Origin of the sequence: Pseudomonas trivialis (genome assembly GCF_001439805.1) — a bacterium.
GTDB lineage: Bacteria > Pseudomonadota > Gammaproteobacteria > Pseudomonadales > Pseudomonadaceae > Aquipseudomonas > Aquipseudomonas trivialis.
Genome location: NZ_JYLK01000021.1, coordinates 1 through 16,489, shown reverse-complemented (window position 1 = coordinate 16,489; position 16,489 = coordinate 1). Strand labels below are relative to the sequence as shown.

The following is a 16,489-nucleotide window of genomic DNA, read 5'->3' as shown; positions in this document are numbered from 1 at the left end:
CCTATCCAGGCCCTGAAGGTTTAGTTCGGCGCAAGGCTTGAGCCTCGCGCCGATCCGATTTAGCTGGCGACGATATTGACCAGTTTGCCCGGCACCACGATCACTTTGCGGATCGTCAGGCCTTCGGTAAAGCGCAGCACGTTCTCGTTGACCCGCGCCGCCGCCTCAACCTCTTCGCGGCTGGCGCTGGCGGGCATGTCGATCTGGCCGCGCAGTTTGCCGTTGACCTGGATCACCAGTTGCAACGTGTCCTGCACCAGCGCGCTGTCATCCTGCACCGGCCAGCGCGCATCGATCACCGCTTCGCTGTGGCCCAACCGGTGCCACAACTCATGGCTGATGTGCGGCGTGATCGGGGCGAGCAACAGGGTAACCGTTTCCAGGCCCTCCTGAATCAGCGCGCGATCCTGCTCGGTGGCTTGCGGGGCTTTTTCCAGCACGTTCATCAGTGTCATCACTTGAGCGATGGCGGTGTTGAACTTGTGGTTCTGGCCCACATCCTGACCGGCTTGCTTGATCGCCAGGTGGGTGCTGCGGCGAATGACCTTCTGCTCGTCGCTCAGCGCGGCCACGTCCAGTTTGCCGGGCAGGCCCTGGCTGACATGGGCGTGGGCCAGGCGCCACACGCGCTTGAGGAAGCGGTGCGAGCCTTCGACGCCGGAGTCGGACCATTCGGCGCTCATGTCCGGTGGCGATGCGAACATCATGAACAGGCGGCAGGTGTCGGCGCCGAACTGGTCGATCATCGATTGTGGGTCGACGCCGTTGTTCTTGGACTTGGCCATTTTCTCGGTGCCGCCGATTTCCACCGGCAGGCCGTCGGATTTCAGTTTGGCGCTGATCACCTTGGCCTTGCTGTCGCGCTCCAGTTCCACGTCCGCCGGGTTGAACCAGGTGTAGGCGCCATTGGCTTCGCGGCGATAGTAGGTCTCGGCGATCACCATGCCCTGGGTCAGCAGGTTCTTGAACGGCTCATTGGAACTCACCAGGCCTTCGTCACGCATCAGCTTGTGGAAGAAGCGCGCGTAGAGCAGGTGCAGGATGGCGTGTTCGATACCGCCGATGTACTGGTCCACCGGCAACCAGTGGTCGGCTGCGGATTTTTCCACCAGGCCGCCTTCATAGTGCGGCGAGGCGTAGCGGGCGTAGTACCACGAGGACTCGACGAAGGTGTCCATGGTGTCGGTTTCACGCTTGGCCGGCGCGCCGCATTTGGGGCAGACGCACTCGTAGAACTCGGGCATGCGGGCCAGCGGGGAACCTGCGCCATCTGGCACCACGTCTTCAGGCAGCACGACCGGCAACTGGTCTTCCGGCACCGGCACGTCGCCGCAGGTGTCGCAATGGATGATCGGGATCGGGCAGCCCCAGTAGCGCTGGCGGCTGATGCCCCAGTCGCGCAGGCGGAACTGGGTGCGCGAGGCCCCGAGGTTTTTCTTGATCAGCGCCACTTCAATGGCGTCGAAGGCGCCGGCGAAGTCCAGGCCGTCGAACTCGCCGGAGTTGATCAGCTCGCCGTGTTCGCCATAGGCGTCTTGCCACGGGGCAGGGTTGGTGTCGCCGGCGCTGGTACGCACCACCGATTTGATCGGCAAGCTGTATTTGATCGCAAATTCGAAATCACGCTCGTCGTGCGCCGGCACAGCCATGACGGCGCCGTCGCCGTAGTGCATCAGCACGTAGTTGGCGACCCAGACCGGCAGTTTTTCAGCGGTGAGGGGGTGCTCGACGAACAGCCCGGTCGGCAGGCCTTTCTTCTCCTGGGTGGCGACGTCGGCTTCGGCCACGCTGCCGCCCTTGCATTCGGCGATGAACGCCGCAAGCTCGGGGTTGTTCTGTGCGGCCTGGGTGGCCAGCGGGTGTTCGGCGGCCACGGCGACGTAGGTCGCGCCCATCAGGGTATCCGGGCGGGTAGTGAAGACTTTGAGTGCGCCCGCTTCGCCGATGGACTCGACGTGGTACGGAAACTGCACTTCCATGCCCTTGGACTTGCCGATCCAGTTGCGCTGCATGGTCTTGACCTGTTCAGGCCAGCCCGGCAGGTCGTCGAGGCTCGACAGCAGCTCGTCGGCGTAGGCGGTGATCTTGAAGTAGTACATCGGGATCTGGCGCTTTTCGATGACCGCGCCGGAACGCCAGCCGCGACCGTCGATCACCTGCTCGTTGGCCAGTACGGTCTGGTCGACCGGGTCCCAGTTCACGGTGCCGTTCTTGCGGTAGATCACGCCTTTTTCGAACAGGCGGGTGAACAGCCATTGTTCCCAGCGGTAGTAGTCCGGCTTGCACGTGGTCACTTCACGGGACCAGTCCACCGCCAGGCCCAGGCTGCGCAGCTGGGTTTTCATGTAGGCGATGTTTTCGTAGGTCCACTTGGCGGGCGCCACGTTGTTCTTCATCGCGGCGTTTTCCGCCGGCATGCCGAAGGCGTCCCAACCCATGGGTTGCAGGACGTTCTTGCCGAGCATGCGCTGGTAGCGCGAGATCACGTCGCCGATGGTGTAGTTACGCACGTGCCCCATATGTAGCTTGCCGCTGGGGTAAGGGAACATCGACAGGCAGTAGTAAGTCTCCTTGCCTGGCTGTTCACTGACTTCAAAGGACTTTTGCGCGTCCCAGAAGGTTTGGGCGGCATTTTCGATTTCACGGGGCTGATATTGTTCGTGCATGGCTACTTTTGAACTGAATAGGGGTGGCCTAATCCTCTTCGGTACAGCGTTCAAGTCGAGCGACACCAAAAAGTGGCGCGTCCGTGCCCAAACCCGGCGGGAAGTGGAGTTACAGGAAGCGCCGTAGCATACATGACCCCACTCTATCGAGGGAAACCCTGATTGCGCAGGCCAGGCCGTCTGTCGCGGCGTCAGGCAGGCCCGGCCACGGGGGCTACGCTGTTGAGTGGGGAGCGAGTCTTATCTTTAATGAGGTGAGGGGATGGTCAAATCGCAGCGAATGTTAACCAAACCGGATGTGTACCAAGGACTGATCGACCGCCTGGGTCGTGCGTTGGATGCCGCCAGCACCGCGGGTCGATTGCGTGATGAACGCCCCGTCGAGCTGGAGTTGCGCGGTTTGAGCCGCGCTGAGCTGGAACTGATCAAGGCTTATCTGGAAAAAAACGAACGCTCGACGCCTGACAGTGTGGCTTCCCCGCCACCAAGCGCGCCGACACAATCGGCCAAGGTGGTGTGGCTCAAGGATGCAGCGCGCAGGCGCGGTCCGGCAACCCAACTGACCGAGCGGCTCAAGTAATGCACGCCCCGTGTAAAGCTTGGCGCTGAACCCCGATACACCTTAGGCTTCGGGCATCCATGGAGATGCTCGATGCCTATTCGCTATTTCATCAAACAATTGCTGCTGCCGCCCGGCATTCTCTTGCTGCTGCTGGCCCTTGGCTGGTGGTTGCGACGCACACGCCCGCGCCTGGCCGGATGCTGCTTTGCCCTGGGGTTGGGTGGGCTGTGGTTGATGAGCCTGCCGGTGGTGGTGGAATGGAGCGCACGGGTGCTGGAGACCGTGCCCCCGTTGGCCCGTGAGGACTGGTCTACCCTGGCCCGGCGCGCGGACGCCATTGTGATATTGGGTTCGGGCCGCGAACGCGGTGACCCCGCCTGGGGGGCGGACCAGCCTACCGGTATCGGGCTGGAGCGCCAGCGTTATGCTGCGCGATTGGCCAAGGCGTCCGGGTTGCCGGTGCTGACCACCGGCGGCTTGCACTACGGCACACCGCCCAGCGAGGCAGCGCTGATGGCTGTTTCAATGCAGGATGATTTCGGCGTCACGGTGCGCTGGAAGGAAGAGCGCAGCCGGACCACCTGGGAAAACGCGCAGATGAGCGCGCAGATGCTGTTGCCCGAAGGTATCAAGCGTGTGGTGGTGGTGACCCAGGCCTGGCACATGCCGCGCTCGGTGTGGAGCTTTGAAAAGGCCGGTTTCACCGTGGTGCCGGCGCCGGTGGGCTTTCTCGGCGTGGACAATGCGCGGCCGCTGGGGGGCTGGATGCCGGAGTTCAAGTCGCTATGGCAGAGCGGGTATTTGTTGAATGAGGCGGTGGGGCAAGTGGGGTATCGGTTGTTTTACAAGTAACACCGATGATCTGAGTGTGGGAGGGAGCAAGCCCCCTCACACATTGGTATGGGGTGGGGCGGCTAGACAGTTTTGGACATTCGGCCTGCCAGCAATGCCCAGCCAAACAGCATCAGGCACACAATGATCAGGGGCCACGAGCGCCATTGCAGATAGGGCGTGAGCTGGTGCATCGGCACCACTTCGCCGTAGAGAATGCCGCGCTCGAACTGCGGGATCTGCGCGGTAATCTGCCCGAACGGGTTGATCAGCCCGCTCACGCCGTTATTGGTGGCGCGGATCATCCAGCGACCGGCTTCCAGGGCGCGCATCTGCGCCATTTGCAGGTGCTGCAGCGGGCCGATGGAACGGCCAAACCAGGTGTCATTGCTGATGGTCAGCAGCAAGTCGCTGCGGGCCGACAGGCCGGCGGCAAATTCCGGGTACACTACTTCGTAGCAAATGAACGGCGCAATCTGGTAGCCCTTGGCCTGCAACAGCGGCTGGTCGGCCGGTCCACGGGCGAAGTCCGACATCGGCAGGTCAAAGAAGGCAATCAGGCCGCGCAGCATGTCCTGCAGTGGCACGTACTCGCCGAAGGGCACCAGTTTCTGCTTGAGGTAGGTGCCATCGCCTTCGCCCACCACGGTGATGCCATTGAAATAGCGCTTTTCGTGGCGCACCTCCTGGCGGATCGGCACCCCGGTGATCAGCGCGGTGTGCCGGTCGGCAGCAAACTTGCCCATCATGCCCAGGTAGCCTTCGACGGATTCCTTGAGCACCGGCACCGCGGTTTCCGGCCATACCAGCAGGTCAACCGGTTTGGAGCTCATGCTCATGTCGCGGTACAGCGCGAGCTGAGCCGTCAGTTGCTGCGGGTCCCACTTCATGCTTTGTTCGATGTTGCCCTGGATCGCGGCCACGCTCAGCGGTGCGCCGGAGGGCGTGGTCCAGGCGTGATGCTTGAGGGCCAGGCCGATTGCCCACGGCGCGACGAGCAACGCCAGGCCTGCGCCGATGAAGGCGTTGCGCCTGGTCGCCAGCAGGCGCGGCAGGTTGCACAGCAGCGCGGCGGTCAGCGCCAGCGCGAACGAAATCAGCCACATCCCGCCAATAGGCGCCAGACCCGTGAGCGGGCCGTCCAATTGGCTGTAGCCGGAGTACAGCCAGGGGAAACCGGTAAGGAACCAGCCACGAAATGCTTCCTGGCCGACCCATAACGCAGCAAATGTCAGCGCATCCGCCAGGGGCGCCTCATTGCGACGCAGCCAGCGTGCCCACAGCCAGGCGGGCAGGGCGAAGAACCCGGCAATCGCGGCAGTGAACAACAGCATCAGGAAACCCGCCAGCAGCACCGAAGCGCCGCCGAAGTGGTGGATGCTGTAGTAGATCCAGCTGGTACCGGCGCCGAACAGGCCGAAGCCGAAACACCAGCCACGGCCCAGGGCCTGACGGGGTGTTAATTCCCGCAGCCCGACATAGAACAATCCGACCGCCACCAGCGCCAGCGGCCAGATGTCGAATGGCGCCAGCGCCAGGGGGGTGATGGCGCCGGCCACCACGGCCAGCAGGTTACCGGGCCAGCCGGGTGCGGTGAGACGGCGCATGTCAGTCCTTAGCGGGCAATAGGTGTCAGGCGGATCAAGTGGATGCGGCGGCTGTCGGCATTCAGGATGCGGAAGCGATAGGCACCAATCTCGGTGGTTTCGTTACGTTTGGGCAGGTGCCCGAACGCACTCATCACCAGACCGCCGACAGTGTCGAATTCATCGTCGGAGAATTCGCTGTCGAAAAACTCGTTGAAGTTCTCGATCGGCGTGAGCGCCTTGACCAGGAAATCACCGCTGGGCAGCGGCTTGATGTAGCTGTCTTCTTCGACGTCGTGTTCGTCTTCGATGTCGCCGACGATCTGTTCGAGCACGTCTTCGATGGTCACCAGGCCCGCCACGCCGCCGTATTCGTCGATCACAATGGCCATGTGATTGTGGTTGGCGCGAAACTCGCGCAGCAGCACATTCAGGCGCTTGGATTCGGGCACGAAGGTGGCCGGGCGCAGCAGGTCCTTGATATTGAAGTTGTCGCCGTTCTCCTTGAGGATCAGCGGCAACAGGTCCTTGGCCAGCAGGACACCCATGACGTCGTCATGGCTTTCGCCGATCACCGGGTAGCGCGAGTGCGCCGAATCGATCACGGCCGGGAGGAATTCCCGTGGGGTCTGGGTCGCCTTGATGCTGATCATCTGCGAGCGCGGCACCATGATGTCGCGAACCTGCAGGTCAGCCACCTGGATGGCGCCCTCGACGATGGCCAGCGCTTCGCTGTCCAGCAACTTGTTCTGGTGGGCCTCGCGCAGCAGCTCCAGCAGCTCCTGGCGGTTTTTCGGCTCGTGGGCAAAAGCCTGGGTCAATTTACCCAGCCAGGACTTCTGCCCGTTGCTCGATCGGTCTTCGCTCATAGCGATTACTCTGAATCCTTTATCGTTACAGTTAGTAGGTGATGTTCAAGCGTCGTCATCTGCATACGGGTCCGGATGGCCCAATTCTGCAAGCAACGTTCGTTCCAGTGCTTCCATTTCTTCGGCTTCGTCATCGTCCATATGGTCGTAACCCAGGAGATGCAAGCAGCCGTGAATGACTAGATGGGCCCAGTGAGCCTCAAGTTCCTTGCCTTGTTCCTGCGCCTCACGCTCGACCACCGCGACGCAGATCACCAGATCGCCCAGCAAGGGGATATCCAGCAGCTCGTCGGGCACGTCGGCGGGGAAGGACAGCACGTTGGTCGCGTAGTCCTTGTGGCGCCAGGTGTGGTTCAGCTCCCGGCCTTCGGCTTCGTCCACCAGGCGCAGGGTCAATTCCGAATCGGCGCTGCGCTGGCGCAGGGCCAGGGCGCACCATGTACGAAATTGCGCTTCGCTGGGGGCTGGCGCGTCGGTCGCCAGTTGCAGGTCAAGCTCAAGCATCGCGACGCACGTCCCTGGTCAGGCCGTCGTCGCGGTGTTCGAAGCGCTCGTAGGCCTCGACGATGCGCTGCACCAGCGGGTGACGCACCACGTCCTTGGGCATGAAATGCGTGAAGCTGATGCCGGGCACGTCCTTGAGCACCTCGATCACCTGACCCAGGCCCGATTTGGTGCCCTTGGGCAGGTCGACCTGGGTGATGTCGCCGGTGATCACGGCAGTGGAGCCGAAACCGATACGGGTGAGGAACATTTTCATCTGCTCGACGGTGGTGTTCTGGCTTTCGTCGAGGATGATGAAACTGTTGTTCAAGGTGCGCCCGCGCATGTAGGCGAGCGGGGCGATCTCGATCACCTGGCGTTCGATCAGCTTGGCCACGTATTCGAAGCCGAGCATCTCGTAGAGCGCGTCGTAGAGCGGGCGCAGGTAGGGGTCGATCTTCTGGGCGAGGTCGCCGGGCAGGAAACCGAGCTTTTCACCGGCCTCGACCGCCGGGCGCACCAGCAGGATGCGGCGCACTTGCTCGCGCTCCAGGGCGTCGACAGCGCAGGCCACGGCCAGGTAGGTCTTGCCGGTGCCGGCCGGGCCGATGCCGAAGTTGATGTCGTTGCCGAGGATTTCCTTGACGTACTTCTGCTGATTCAAGCCGCGCGGGCGAATCATGCCTTTTTTGGTACGCAGGGCCACGCTGGCTTCGGCCACGGGATTGTTGGCCAGGTCTTCCACCGCCGACTCCTGCAGGTACAGGTGCACGGTTTCCGGCGACAGCTCGCTGCCTTTGGTCTCGCGGTAGAGCCGGCGCAGCAGGTTTTCTGCCGAGGTGGTGTGCTGAGGTTCACCAATGAGCTCGAACTGATTGCCGCGGTTGCGGATCTCGATGCTCAGGCGTTGTTCGATCAGGCGCAGGTGCTCGTCGAACTGTCCGCACAGATTGGCGAAGCGGCGAGCCTCAAACGGCTCGAGGATAAAACGATGGGGTTCTACTGTAGGTGCGTTCAAGGTTGCTTTTAGCCGCCCTTTGGCTGTGAAAGTGAAATAGAGAATAACGCCAGTGACTGGTGTGCGAAAGCACTTACGTCATCGGAGTGTTGCACGGTTCAAAGGTGGGAGGGGGCTTGCCCCCGATGGCTGAGTGTCAGTCAGTACATTTGATACTGATGAACCGCCATCGGGGGCAAGCCCCTCCCACATTTTGAGCAGCGGTGATTTGACTATTTATTGAATCAGTGACCCACGCAGCGAGTGCGGCTGCGCCGCATCAATGTGCACATCGGCGAACTGGCCGATCAGCATCGGGTTGTCGCAACGGAAGTTGACGATCCGGTTGTTCTCGGTACGGCCCTGCAGTTCGCCCGGGTCTTTTTTCGAGTAATCGGTGACCAGAATTCGCTGGATGGAGCCGACCATTTGTCGGCTGATCTCGAAACCCTGCTGGTTAAGCCGATGCTGCAGCGCATTCAGGCGTTCCTTTTTCAGCGCTTCCGGGGTTTCGTCCAGCAGGTCGGCGGCCGGGGTGCCGGGGCGCTGGCTGTAGACGAACGAGTAGGAAAAGTCGAAACCCACGTCCTCGATCAGCTTCATGGTCTGCTGGAAGTCTTTCTCCGTTTCGCCGGGGAAGCCCACGATAAAGTCCGAGCTGATGCAGATGCCCGGCACCGCCGCGCGCAGTTTGCGCAGTTTGGATTTGTATTCCAGGGCGGTGTGGTTGCGTTTCATCGCCGACAGGATGCGGTCCGAGCCGGATTGCACCGGCAGGTGCAGGTGCTTGACCAGTTCCGGCACTTCGGCGTGGGCCTGGATCAGGCTGTCGGAAAACTCCAGCGGGTGCGAGGTGGTGTAGCGAATGCGTTCGATGCCATCCACCGCCGCCACGACGCGGATCAACTCGGCAAGGTCGGCCAGGCGACCGTCGTGGGTGTGGCCGCGATAGCCGTTGACGTTCTGGCCCAGCAGGGTCACTTCGCGCACGCCGTTTTCCGCCAGGTGGATGATTTCGGCCATGACATCGTCAAACGGTCGGCTGACTTCTTCGCCACGGGTGTAGGGCACCACGCAGAAAGTGCAGTACTTGCTGCAGCCTTCCATGACCGACACATAGGCGCTCGGCCCATCAATGCGTGGCTCGGGCAGGTGGTCGAATTTTTCGATCTCGGGGAACGACACGTCCACCTGTGGCAGCTTGGTGATGCGCGCGGCGTCGATCATTTCCGGCAGGCGGTGCAGGGTCTGCGGGCCGAACACCACGTCGACATAGGGCGCGCGGTCGCGGATTGCCGCGCCTTCCTGGCTGGCCACGCAGCCGCCGACGGCGATCACCATGTCGGGGTTGGCCAGTTTCAGTTCACGCCAGCGGCCCAGCTGCGAGTACACGCGGTCCTGGGCCCGTTCGCGGATCGAGCAGGTATTGAGCAGGATCACGTCGGCATCTTCGGCGCGGGCGGTGACTTCCAGGGCCTGGTGTTCGCCCAGCAGGTCGACCATGCGCGAGCTGTCGTACTCGTTCATCTGGCAACCGTGGGTTTCGATATAGAGCTTCTTGGCCATGGGAATCGTCAACTGGTGGTAAAGAACCGCGCATTATAGGGGGCATGCCCATTGGTTCCTAGCGTCGTGCATCGGGTGCCATGCTATAGTTCGCGCCCTCTTTTATATCCGCGATGTGTTGCTCGCCCACCATGACCAAACGTGAAGCTCCAATCTACAAGGTGATTTTCCTCAACCAGGGCCAGGTGTTCGAAATGTACGCCAAGCAGATCTATCAAAGTGATCTGTGGGGCTTTCTGGAGGTGGAGGAGTTCGTCTTTGGCGAGCGCACGCAGCTGGTCGTCGATCCGGGCGAAGAAAAGCTCAAGGCTCAGTTCGAAGGCGTGGTGCGCAGTTTCGTGCCAATGCATTCGATTGTGCGCATCGATGAAGTCGAGCGCCTGGGGACGCCGAAGATCAGCGAGGCACGGGGCGTGAGCAACGTGATGCCGTTTCCGATGCCGATGCCTGAGAAGTAGGGCTCAAGACCGGGGTGTGGCTATCGCAGGCAAGCCAGCTCCCACAGGTGACTGCATTCCATGGCTGGAACTCGGTCAATTGTGGGAGCTGGCTTGCCTGCGATAGTGGTAGAAGGGTTCAGCAAAAATCAGGGCAGCGGTGAAAACGGCGAACGCCCATCGGCACTCTGCAATTCCTGCAAATAGTTGCGGAAAATCTGCCCCAGCACCTGGGTCGCCACTTCCAGCTCATCGCGCTGCATGTGCTCGGCGACTTCATCGGCGGTGTCCAGCGCATCTTCGGCGCCGTTGACCGCGGCCATCTTCAGCACGATATACGCCTGAATGTTATTGGCCGGCACGCCTTCACCCTTGAAAAACATGTTGCCGAGCTGAAACTGCGCCTGGGCATGGCCTTGCAACGAGGCTTTCTCGAAGTAGCTCAAGGCTTTGTTGAGGTCCACGGCAGGGTTTTTGCTGTCGTGGTAGAACTCGCCCAACTCGTATTGCGCTTGCGCGTCCCCGTCCTCAGCCTGTTTTTGGCACGCGCTCAGGGCTTCGGCCTGGCCGTCTGGCTGGGTATTGAGGGTGCAACGACCCATCGCTGGAATTAACAACGAGTTGCCGCCTGCCTGGGCATGTGCCAGCAGCGGCTGAAGGAGCAACAGGCAGCCCAGAATCAGGGTGCGGCCGGTGCGTTTCATGGGAATCGACTTACCTCTGACGGGGCGCGCGGACCCTCGCGGGATCCAATAAGCGCGCATTATGAAATAAGCAGGCCTCTGCTTACAAAGTCTTTACTCGTTTTTCTGCTGCTTGGGCAAGTTATCTGCCGGATTGCAGGTTAAATCTCGAAAAAAGTAAGAAATCTCTGTAGGCAAGGTAGCAATCCGACGCTGCTGTGGGCAACGTCAGACGACTGTGCGAGTTTATTTCAGGGCGGCGAAGGCGCGCTCGGCTGCATCCAGGGTGAGTTTCAATTCCGCATCGCCGTGGGCAATCGAGGTAAAGCCCGCTTCGAAGGCACTCGGCGCCAGGTACACGCCACCTTCCAGCATCAAGTGGAAGAAGCGCTTGAACAGATCGGCATCGCTGCCCATGACGTCATCAAAGGTGACGATATCGTCGGCGCCGCTGAAATACAGGCCGAACATGCCGCCGGCCTGGGTGGTGACGAACGGAATGCCAGCGGCATCGGCGCGCACCTGCAGGCCGTCGAGCAGGCGGGTGGTGTACTCGGTCAGCTCGGCGTGGAAGCCCGGGCGGCTGATCAGGCGCAAGGTGGTCAGGCCGGCGGCCATGGCCAGCGGATTACCCGACAGCGTACCGGCTTGGTACACCGGGCCCAGCGGCGCGATGTGCTGCATGATGGCGCGCTTGCCGCCAAAGCAGCCCACCGGCATGCCGCCGCCGATGATCTTGCCGAACGTGCTCAGGTCCGGCGTAACGCCGTAATGGGCCTGGGCGCCGCCGAGGGCCACGCGGAACCCGGTCATCACTTCGTCGAAAATCAGTACCACGCCGTGCTTGTCGCACTGCTCGCGCAGGCCTTCGAGAAAGCCCGGCGCCGGCGGTACGCAGTTCATGTTGCCGGCCACCGGCTCGACGATGATGCACGCAACCTCCTGGCCGACTTCGCTGAGCATCTGCTCGACCGCGCCGATGTCGTTGAACGGCAGGGTCAGGGTGTGTTTGGCAAACGCCGCCGGGACACCGGCCGAACTCGGCACGCCCTGGGTCAGTGCGCCCGAGCCGGCCTTGACCAGCAGGCTGTCGGAGTGGCCGTGGTAACAGCCTTCGAACTTGATAATGCTGTCGCGGCCAGTGAAACCACGGGCCAGGCGGATCGCGCTCATGGTGGCTTCGGTGCCGGAGCTGACCATGCGCACCATCTCCATCGACGGCACGATGGAGCAGACCAGGTCCGCCATCTCGGTTTCCATGGCGGTCGGCGCGCCGTAGGACAAACCGTGTTGCAACTGCTGGCGCACCGCGTCGAGCACGTCGGGGTGGCTGTGGCCGAGGATCATCGGGCCCCACGAACCCACGTAATCGACGTAGCGCTTGTCATCTTCGTCGGTGACGTAGGCACCTTCGGCGTGCTTGAAGAACAGCGGGGTGCCGCCCACGCTCTTGAACGCACGCACGGGGGAGTTCACACCGCCGGGGATGTGTTTCTGGGCATTGGCAAACAGGGTTTCGGAACGGGACATGATGAGTCTCTCTGCAATCAAATCTTGAGAAGGGCGTTGAAGGCACGGGCGCGGCGCGTGACTTCCCGGGTGCTGTCTGCACCAAACAGGCCATGGACCACGGCCAGCAGGTCGGCCCCGTGGGCCACCAGCGGTTCGGCGTTGTCGAGGGTCACACCGCCGATCACGCAGATCGGCAACTGCAGACGCTTGCGCGCCTGGGCGAGCATGTCGACGCTGGCGGCGGGCGCGCCGGGCTTGGTGCTGGAATTGAAGAAGCGGCCAAAGGCGACGTAGCTGGCGCCTTCTCTGGCGGCCTGCTCGGCCAGTTCGATCTGGCTGTGGCAGGTGGCGCCGATGATCGCTTTGGAACCGAGCAGGGCGCGCACCGGGGCCAAAGGACCGTCGGTCTGGCCCAGGTGAACACCGACGCCCAGGCGTGCGGCCAGTTCGGCGTCGTCGTTGATGATCAGGCGGGTTTTGTAGCGCGAGCAGAGTTCGTGGAGTTTCTCCGCTTCGCGCAGGCGCCGGGCCTCGTCGCTGCTTTTGTCGCGGTACTGCAACAGGGTCACACCGCCCTCCAGCGCCGCTTCGACGTAGGCGAGAAATTTACCGGCCAGCAGTTGGCTGTCGGTAATGGCGTAAAGGCCACGTAGTTTCATCGAGCAGGCCTCTCGGTGTTGCTGATTGATGGTGCGAACGGACGTTACGAACAGAAATCCAGCGGCAACCGGCGCGGTACGAACTGGCCCTGGCCGAGTTGTTCGGCGTCACGCAGGGTACGCCACGTGTAGTTGAGCGCTGACTGCACGGCGCTGACCAGCCCTTCGCCGTGGGCCAGCCGGCCGCTGAGGGCACTGGCCAGCGTGCAGCCCGAACCGTGATAGCTGCCGGGCAGGCGCTGACAGGTAAAGGTCTGGCGCGTGCCGTCACGGCTGTACAGGCGGTTGTGCACTTCATGCTCGTCGCCATGGCCGCCGGTGATCAGCAGATGCCGGACAAACGGCAGTAGCTTCTCGGCGCAGTCATCGGCGCTGCCGTCCGGCAGTTCGGCGAGGATGCGCGCTTCGGGCAGGTTGGGCGTGGCGATCAGCGACAGCGGCAACAGGCGCTCGCGCATCGCATAGCCGACTTCGTCCTTGCCCAGGCTGCCGCCGCCGCCGGCCCGCAGCACCGGGTCGCAGACCACCGGCAGGTGCGGGTGCGCCTTTAGCAGCTCGACCACCGTGTCGACCATCGCGGTGGAACCGAGCATGCCCAGCTTGACCGCCGCCACTTCGGAGTCGCTGAGCACGGCGTTGGCCTGGGCCAATACCCACTCGCGGTCGAGCACGCGGAAATCGCTGACATTGACCGTGTTCTGCACGGTCAGCGCCGTGACGGCCGGCGCCGCATGGCAACCCTGGGCGAGCAGGGCTTCGATGTCTGCCTGCAGGCCGGCGCCACCACTGGGATCATGGCCGGAGAGACAGAGAACAACAGGGCGAGAGCTGTAGATATTCATGGTGCGCGAGCTTACCACCAAACGCTTTTGGCGTGACCGTCGGGCGATGGCTGAATTTTGCGCGAGGGCGTCGTTTTCCTGGCGTTTTTACTGCGCCTGAAAAATGGCTGAAAAGCCCGTTCCAGAGCCTTTCAAAATAACGTCCCAATAGTGTCCAATGGCCTTTAGCGGCTATGCTAGAGTGAATTCAAACACCTTAATGTATTGCCGGTATACGTCTACTCAAAAGGATGGGGGGCTTATTGACCTGACCGGACAGGCCACGCTGGGGCTCTATGCGCTATTTGCTGATTGTATTGTTATGCGGGCTGCCGATGCTCGCCAGCGCCATCGAGTTCACTCAGGACACGCGCAGCCTGCCGCTGGGCAGGGCCATGCACGTCTTCGAGGACCCCTCCGACGCCCTGACGATTGCCGATGTCAGCGCGCCGTCTGCGGCCGCGCGGTTCAAGCCCCATGACCAAGACACCCTCAACGCCGGCTATTCGCGCTCGGTGTTCTGGCTCAAGGTCGACCTGCAGTACGTGCCCCGGCTTGCCGATGCCCAGCGCACCTGGCTGTTGGAGCTGGCCTATCCGCCCCTGGACCACCTTGACCTGTACCTGCCCGACCGCACCGGTCACTATCGCCTGGCCGGCCGCACCGGCGACGCGTTGCCGTTTTCCAGCCGCGAGATTCGCCAGAACAACTACCTGTTCAAACTCGACTTCACCCCTGGCGAACAGAAGACCGTCTACCTGCGCCTGCAAAGCGAAGGCTCGATCCAGGCGCCGCTGACGCTGTGGTCCAGCACCGCGTACCTCGAGCAACAGCCGCTGCGCCTGTACGTGCTGGGGCTGATCTACGGCGTGTTGCTGGGCATGCTGGTGTACAACCTGTTCATCTACCTGAGCGTGCGCGACACCAGCTACCTCTATTACATCCTCTATATCGCCTCGTTCGGCATGTATCAGCTGTCGGTAAACGGCGCGGCGGTTGAATATTTCTGGCCGAACAGCCCATGGTGGGCCAATGCGGCGACGCCGTTTCTGATCGGCTGCGCGGCATTGTTCGGCAGCCTGTTCACGCGCAGTTTCCTCAGCACCGCCGAGCACAGCCGCTGGATCAATCGCCTGCTGCTGACGCTGGTGGGCTGCGGCGCGGTGGTCATGCTGCTGTCGCTGATGACCAGCTACGCCCTCGCGTTGCGCCTGGCCACCGGCCTGGCGCTGGTGTTCACCGTGACCATCTTTGTCGCGGCCATCAAGGCCTGGTACTGCGGCCAGCGCGTGGCGCGCTATTTCATCATCGCCTGGTCGGCGTTCCTGCTGGGCGGGGTGGTCAATACGCTGATGGTGCTGGGCTACCTGCCCAATGTGTTCCTCACCATGTACGCCAGCCAGATCGGTTCGGCCATTGAAGTGTCATTGCTGTCCCTGGCCCTGGCCGACCGCATCAACGCCATGCGCGAGCAGCAGGCGCAGATTCTGCTGGACGCCAGCCAGACACTCGAAGGGCTCAACCAGCAACTGGCCCGCAGCAACCGGCTCAAGGACGAGTTCCTCGCCACCCTGACCCATGAACTGCGCACCCCGATGAACGGCGTTATCGGCTCACTGGAACTGATGCACACCCAGCCGCTGACGGGCGATCTGGCGCACTACCATCAAACCGCCGCCGGATCGGCGCGGGACATGATGCGTATGGTCGATGGCATCCTCACCCTCACCGAGCTGCAGGCTGGGCGCCTCAGCCCGCAGCCTCGTGTATTCAGCCTGCGTGGCACGCTCGACAGCGTGCGCCAGCAGTTCAGCGCCAGCGCGCAGAGCCGGGGCCTTGCGTTTACCATCGACGTGGCCGATGAACTGCCAGACCCACTGATCGGCGACGCCGACAAACTGGTGCAGTGCCTCGATTGCCTGCTGGACAACGCCTTTAAGTTCACTCACCACGGCTCTGTGCGCCTGCGCGTGGTGGGCGTGCCCCACAGCGACGGCCGCCTGCGCTTGAGCTTTATCGTTACCGACACCGGCATCGGTTTTGCCTTTCTCGAAGAGGCCACCCTGTACCAGCGCTTCTTCCAGCTTGACGGCTCGATGACCCGTGAATACGGCGGCCTGGGCATCGGCCTGGCGATCTGCCGGCAACTGATCGAGTTGCAGGGCGGGCGCCTGACCCATCGTTCCGAACCGCGCAAGGGCAGCCGCTTCCAGCTGGACGTGGACATGGACAGCGTGAGGCCAGACCCCGACGCCGTGCGCTCGGGCAAGGAGCGCTCCGCCAATGAGTGCGCGGTGCTGCTGGTGGACGACAACAGCGTTGGCCAACTGGCCGTGCGCGGCATGTTGCTCAAGCTGGGTTACCGCGTGAAAACCGTGGACAGCGGGCCCATGGCGCTGGCGGTCTTGCAAGCCGAGCATTTTGACGCCGTTTTGCTGGACGTGCCTGAAGGCGGTTTCTCGTTGTGCTGCCAGATCCGCGCACTGCCTGGCTGCGGCGAGCTGCCGGTGATTGCCCTGGGCAGTTCATCGAATACCCCTGAGCGCGAACATTGTCATGGCGTCGGCATCACTGAACGACTGCTCAAACCCGTGCGTTTCGAGGTGTTGCAGACGGTACTGGAACGCCGCGTGCTGCGTGCGCAAGAGGGCGAAGGCGCCGTGCAATCGGCGGGTATGCCACTTTTTTAAGGTTCTTCACGGAATCCCGGGAAAGACAGAAACAAGAACGCCGATTTGATTGATGATGTTCGTGCGAGCAAACACATCTACCAAACCGGCGTTCTTATGCACGATATTAATACTTTCCTTCCTTTTT

At 62.2% G+C, this 16,489-nt stretch carries 14 protein-coding genes; 4 read left to right on the top strand and 10 right to left on the bottom strand.

Annotated elements, in window-relative coordinates; genetic code table 11:
* Nucleotides 1–59: 59 nt before the first annotated feature.
* Entirely contained in the window at nt 60–2,666 is a 2,607-nt protein-coding gene (gene leuS, locus TU79_RS22900) for a leucine--tRNA ligase (RefSeq protein WP_057010121.1), read from the bottom strand.
* A gap of 262 nt (nt 2,667–2,928) precedes the next feature.
* On the opposite strand from leuS, the gene TU79_RS22895 reads away from it, so the two are divergent.
* Together TU79_RS22895 and TU79_RS22890 are read left to right on the top strand one after the other, a co-directional pair.
* Nucleotides 2,929–3,246, top strand: coding sequence for a hypothetical protein (locus tag TU79_RS22895; RefSeq protein ID WP_057010120.1), 318 nt, complete (start codon nt 2,929–2,931; stop codon nt 3,244–3,246).
* Nucleotides 3,247–3,318: 72 nt separating this feature from the next.
* The gene (locus TU79_RS22890; RefSeq protein ID WP_057010119.1) at nt 3,319–4,080 is read left to right on the top strand and encodes a YdcF family protein; all 762 of its coding nucleotides are present in this window, start codon (nt 3,319–3,321) and stop codon (nt 4,078–4,080) included.
* 62 nt (nt 4,081–4,142) lie between these two features.
* Here TU79_RS22890 and lnt read toward each other — a convergent pair whose 3' ends face one another.
* The 5 genes from lnt to miaB form a co-directional block, all read right to left on the bottom strand.
* The gene (lnt, locus tag TU79_RS22885; RefSeq protein WP_057010118.1) at nt 4,143–5,666 is read right to left on the bottom strand and encodes an apolipoprotein N-acyltransferase; all 1,524 of its coding nucleotides are present in this window, start codon (nt 5,664–5,666) and stop codon (nt 4,143–4,145) included.
* Between the two features lie 8 nt (nt 5,667–5,674).
* A complete protein-coding gene (locus tag TU79_RS22880; RefSeq protein WP_015373027.1) occupies nt 5,675–6,514 on the bottom strand; it encodes a CorC family transporter in 840 nt (279 codons plus the stop codon).
* Between the two features lie 45 nt (nt 6,515–6,559).
* Complete coding sequence (ybeY, locus tag TU79_RS22875) at nt 6,560–7,018, bottom strand: rRNA maturation RNase YbeY (protein ID WP_057010117.1); 459 nt, start codon at nt 7,016–7,018, stop codon at nt 6,560–6,562.
* The gene (locus TU79_RS22870; protein ID WP_057010116.1) at nt 7,011–8,015 is read right to left on the bottom strand and encodes a PhoH family protein; all 1,005 of its coding nucleotides are present in this window, start codon (nt 8,013–8,015) and stop codon (nt 7,011–7,013) included. The genes ybeY and TU79_RS22870 overlap by 8 nt, the downstream gene beginning before the upstream one ends.
* A gap of 216 nt (nt 8,016–8,231) precedes the next feature.
* On the bottom strand, nt 8,232–9,560 hold the full coding sequence (gene miaB, locus TU79_RS22865) for a tRNA (N6-isopentenyl adenosine(37)-C2)-methylthiotransferase MiaB (protein WP_057010115.1): 1,329 nt from the start codon (nt 9,558–9,560) through the stop codon (nt 8,232–8,234).
* 131 nt (nt 9,561–9,691) lie between these two features.
* Here miaB and TU79_RS22860 point away from each other — a divergent pair, with 131 nt between their 5' ends.
* Nucleotides 9,692–10,018: a DUF1820 family protein gene (locus TU79_RS22860; protein ID WP_003236992.1), complete on the top strand. Its 327-nt coding sequence runs from the start codon at nt 9,692–9,694 to the stop codon at nt 10,016–10,018.
* 128 nt (nt 10,019–10,146) lie between these two features.
* On the opposite strand, the gene TU79_RS22855 is transcribed toward TU79_RS22860, so the two are convergent.
* The 4 genes from TU79_RS22855 to TU79_RS22840 form a co-directional block, all read right to left on the bottom strand.
* Nucleotides 10,147–10,701 (bottom strand): tetratricopeptide repeat protein, encoded by a 555-nt coding sequence (locus TU79_RS22855; protein ID WP_057010114.1) that lies wholly within the window; start codon nt 10,699–10,701, stop codon nt 10,147–10,149.
* 225 nt (nt 10,702–10,926) lie between these two features.
* Nucleotides 10,927–12,210, bottom strand: a complete 1,284-nt coding sequence (gene hemL, locus TU79_RS22850) for a glutamate-1-semialdehyde 2,1-aminomutase (RefSeq protein WP_057010113.1) — start codon at nt 12,208–12,210, stop codon at nt 10,927–10,929.
* 17 nt (nt 12,211–12,227) lie between these two features.
* Entirely contained in the window at nt 12,228–12,851 is a 624-nt protein-coding gene (thiE, locus tag TU79_RS22845) for a thiamine phosphate synthase (RefSeq protein WP_057010112.1), read from the bottom strand.
* 44 nt (nt 12,852–12,895) lie between these two features.
* A complete protein-coding gene (locus TU79_RS22840) occupies nt 12,896–13,693 on the bottom strand; it encodes a hydroxymethylpyrimidine/phosphomethylpyrimidine kinase (RefSeq protein WP_057010111.1) in 798 nt (265 codons plus the stop codon).
* Nucleotides 13,694–13,968: 275 nt separating this feature from the next.
* Here TU79_RS22840 and TU79_RS22835 point away from each other — a divergent pair, with 275 nt between their 5' ends.
* The gene (locus TU79_RS22835; protein ID WP_057010110.1) at nt 13,969–16,362 is read left to right on the top strand and encodes a hybrid sensor histidine kinase/response regulator; all 2,394 of its coding nucleotides are present in this window, start codon (nt 13,969–13,971) and stop codon (nt 16,360–16,362) included.
* Nucleotides 16,363–16,489: the final 127 nt, after the last annotated feature.

Bases quoted from the DNA above. Each gene is read 5' to 3' on its own strand.
- TU79_RS22835 (WP_057010110.1), top strand. From the start codon at position 13,969: ATGCGCTATTTGCTGATTGTATTGTTATGCGGGCTGCCGATGCTCGCC.
- TU79_RS22860 (WP_003236992.1), top strand. From the start codon at position 9,692: ATGACCAAACGTGAAGCTCCAATCTACAAGGTGATTTTCCTCAACCAG.
- leuS (WP_057010121.1), bottom strand. From the start codon at position 2,666: ATGCACGAACAATATCAGCCCCGTGAAATCGAAAATGCCGCCCAAACC.
- miaB (WP_057010115.1), bottom strand. From the start codon at position 9,560: ATGGCCAAGAAGCTCTATATCGAAACCCACGGTTGCCAGATGAACGAG.
- TU79_RS22890 (WP_057010119.1), top strand. From the start codon at position 3,319: ATGCCTATTCGCTATTTCATCAAACAATTGCTGCTGCCGCCCGGCATT.
- TU79_RS22895 (WP_057010120.1), top strand. From the start codon at position 2,929: ATGGTCAAATCGCAGCGAATGTTAACCAAACCGGATGTGTACCAAGGA.
- TU79_RS22880 (WP_015373027.1), bottom strand. From the start codon at position 6,514: ATGAGCGAAGACCGATCGAGCAACGGGCAGAAGTCCTGGCTGGGTAAA.
- TU79_RS22855 (WP_057010114.1), bottom strand. From the start codon at position 10,701: ATGAAACGCACCGGCCGCACCCTGATTCTGGGCTGCCTGTTGCTCCTT.
- lnt (WP_057010118.1), bottom strand. From the start codon at position 5,666: ATGCGCCGTCTCACCGCACCCGGCTGGCCCGGTAACCTGCTGGCCGTG.
- ybeY (WP_057010117.1), bottom strand. From the start codon at position 7,018: ATGCTTGAGCTTGACCTGCAACTGGCGACCGACGCGCCAGCCCCCAGC.
- hemL (WP_057010113.1), bottom strand. From the start codon at position 12,210: ATGTCCCGTTCCGAAACCCTGTTTGCCAATGCCCAGAAACACATCCCC.
- TU79_RS22840 (WP_057010111.1), bottom strand. From the start codon at position 13,693: ATGAATATCTACAGCTCTCGCCCTGTTGTTCTCTGTCTCTCCGGCCAT.
- thiE (WP_057010112.1), bottom strand. From the start codon at position 12,851: ATGAAACTACGTGGCCTTTACGCCATTACCGACAGCCAACTGCTGGCC.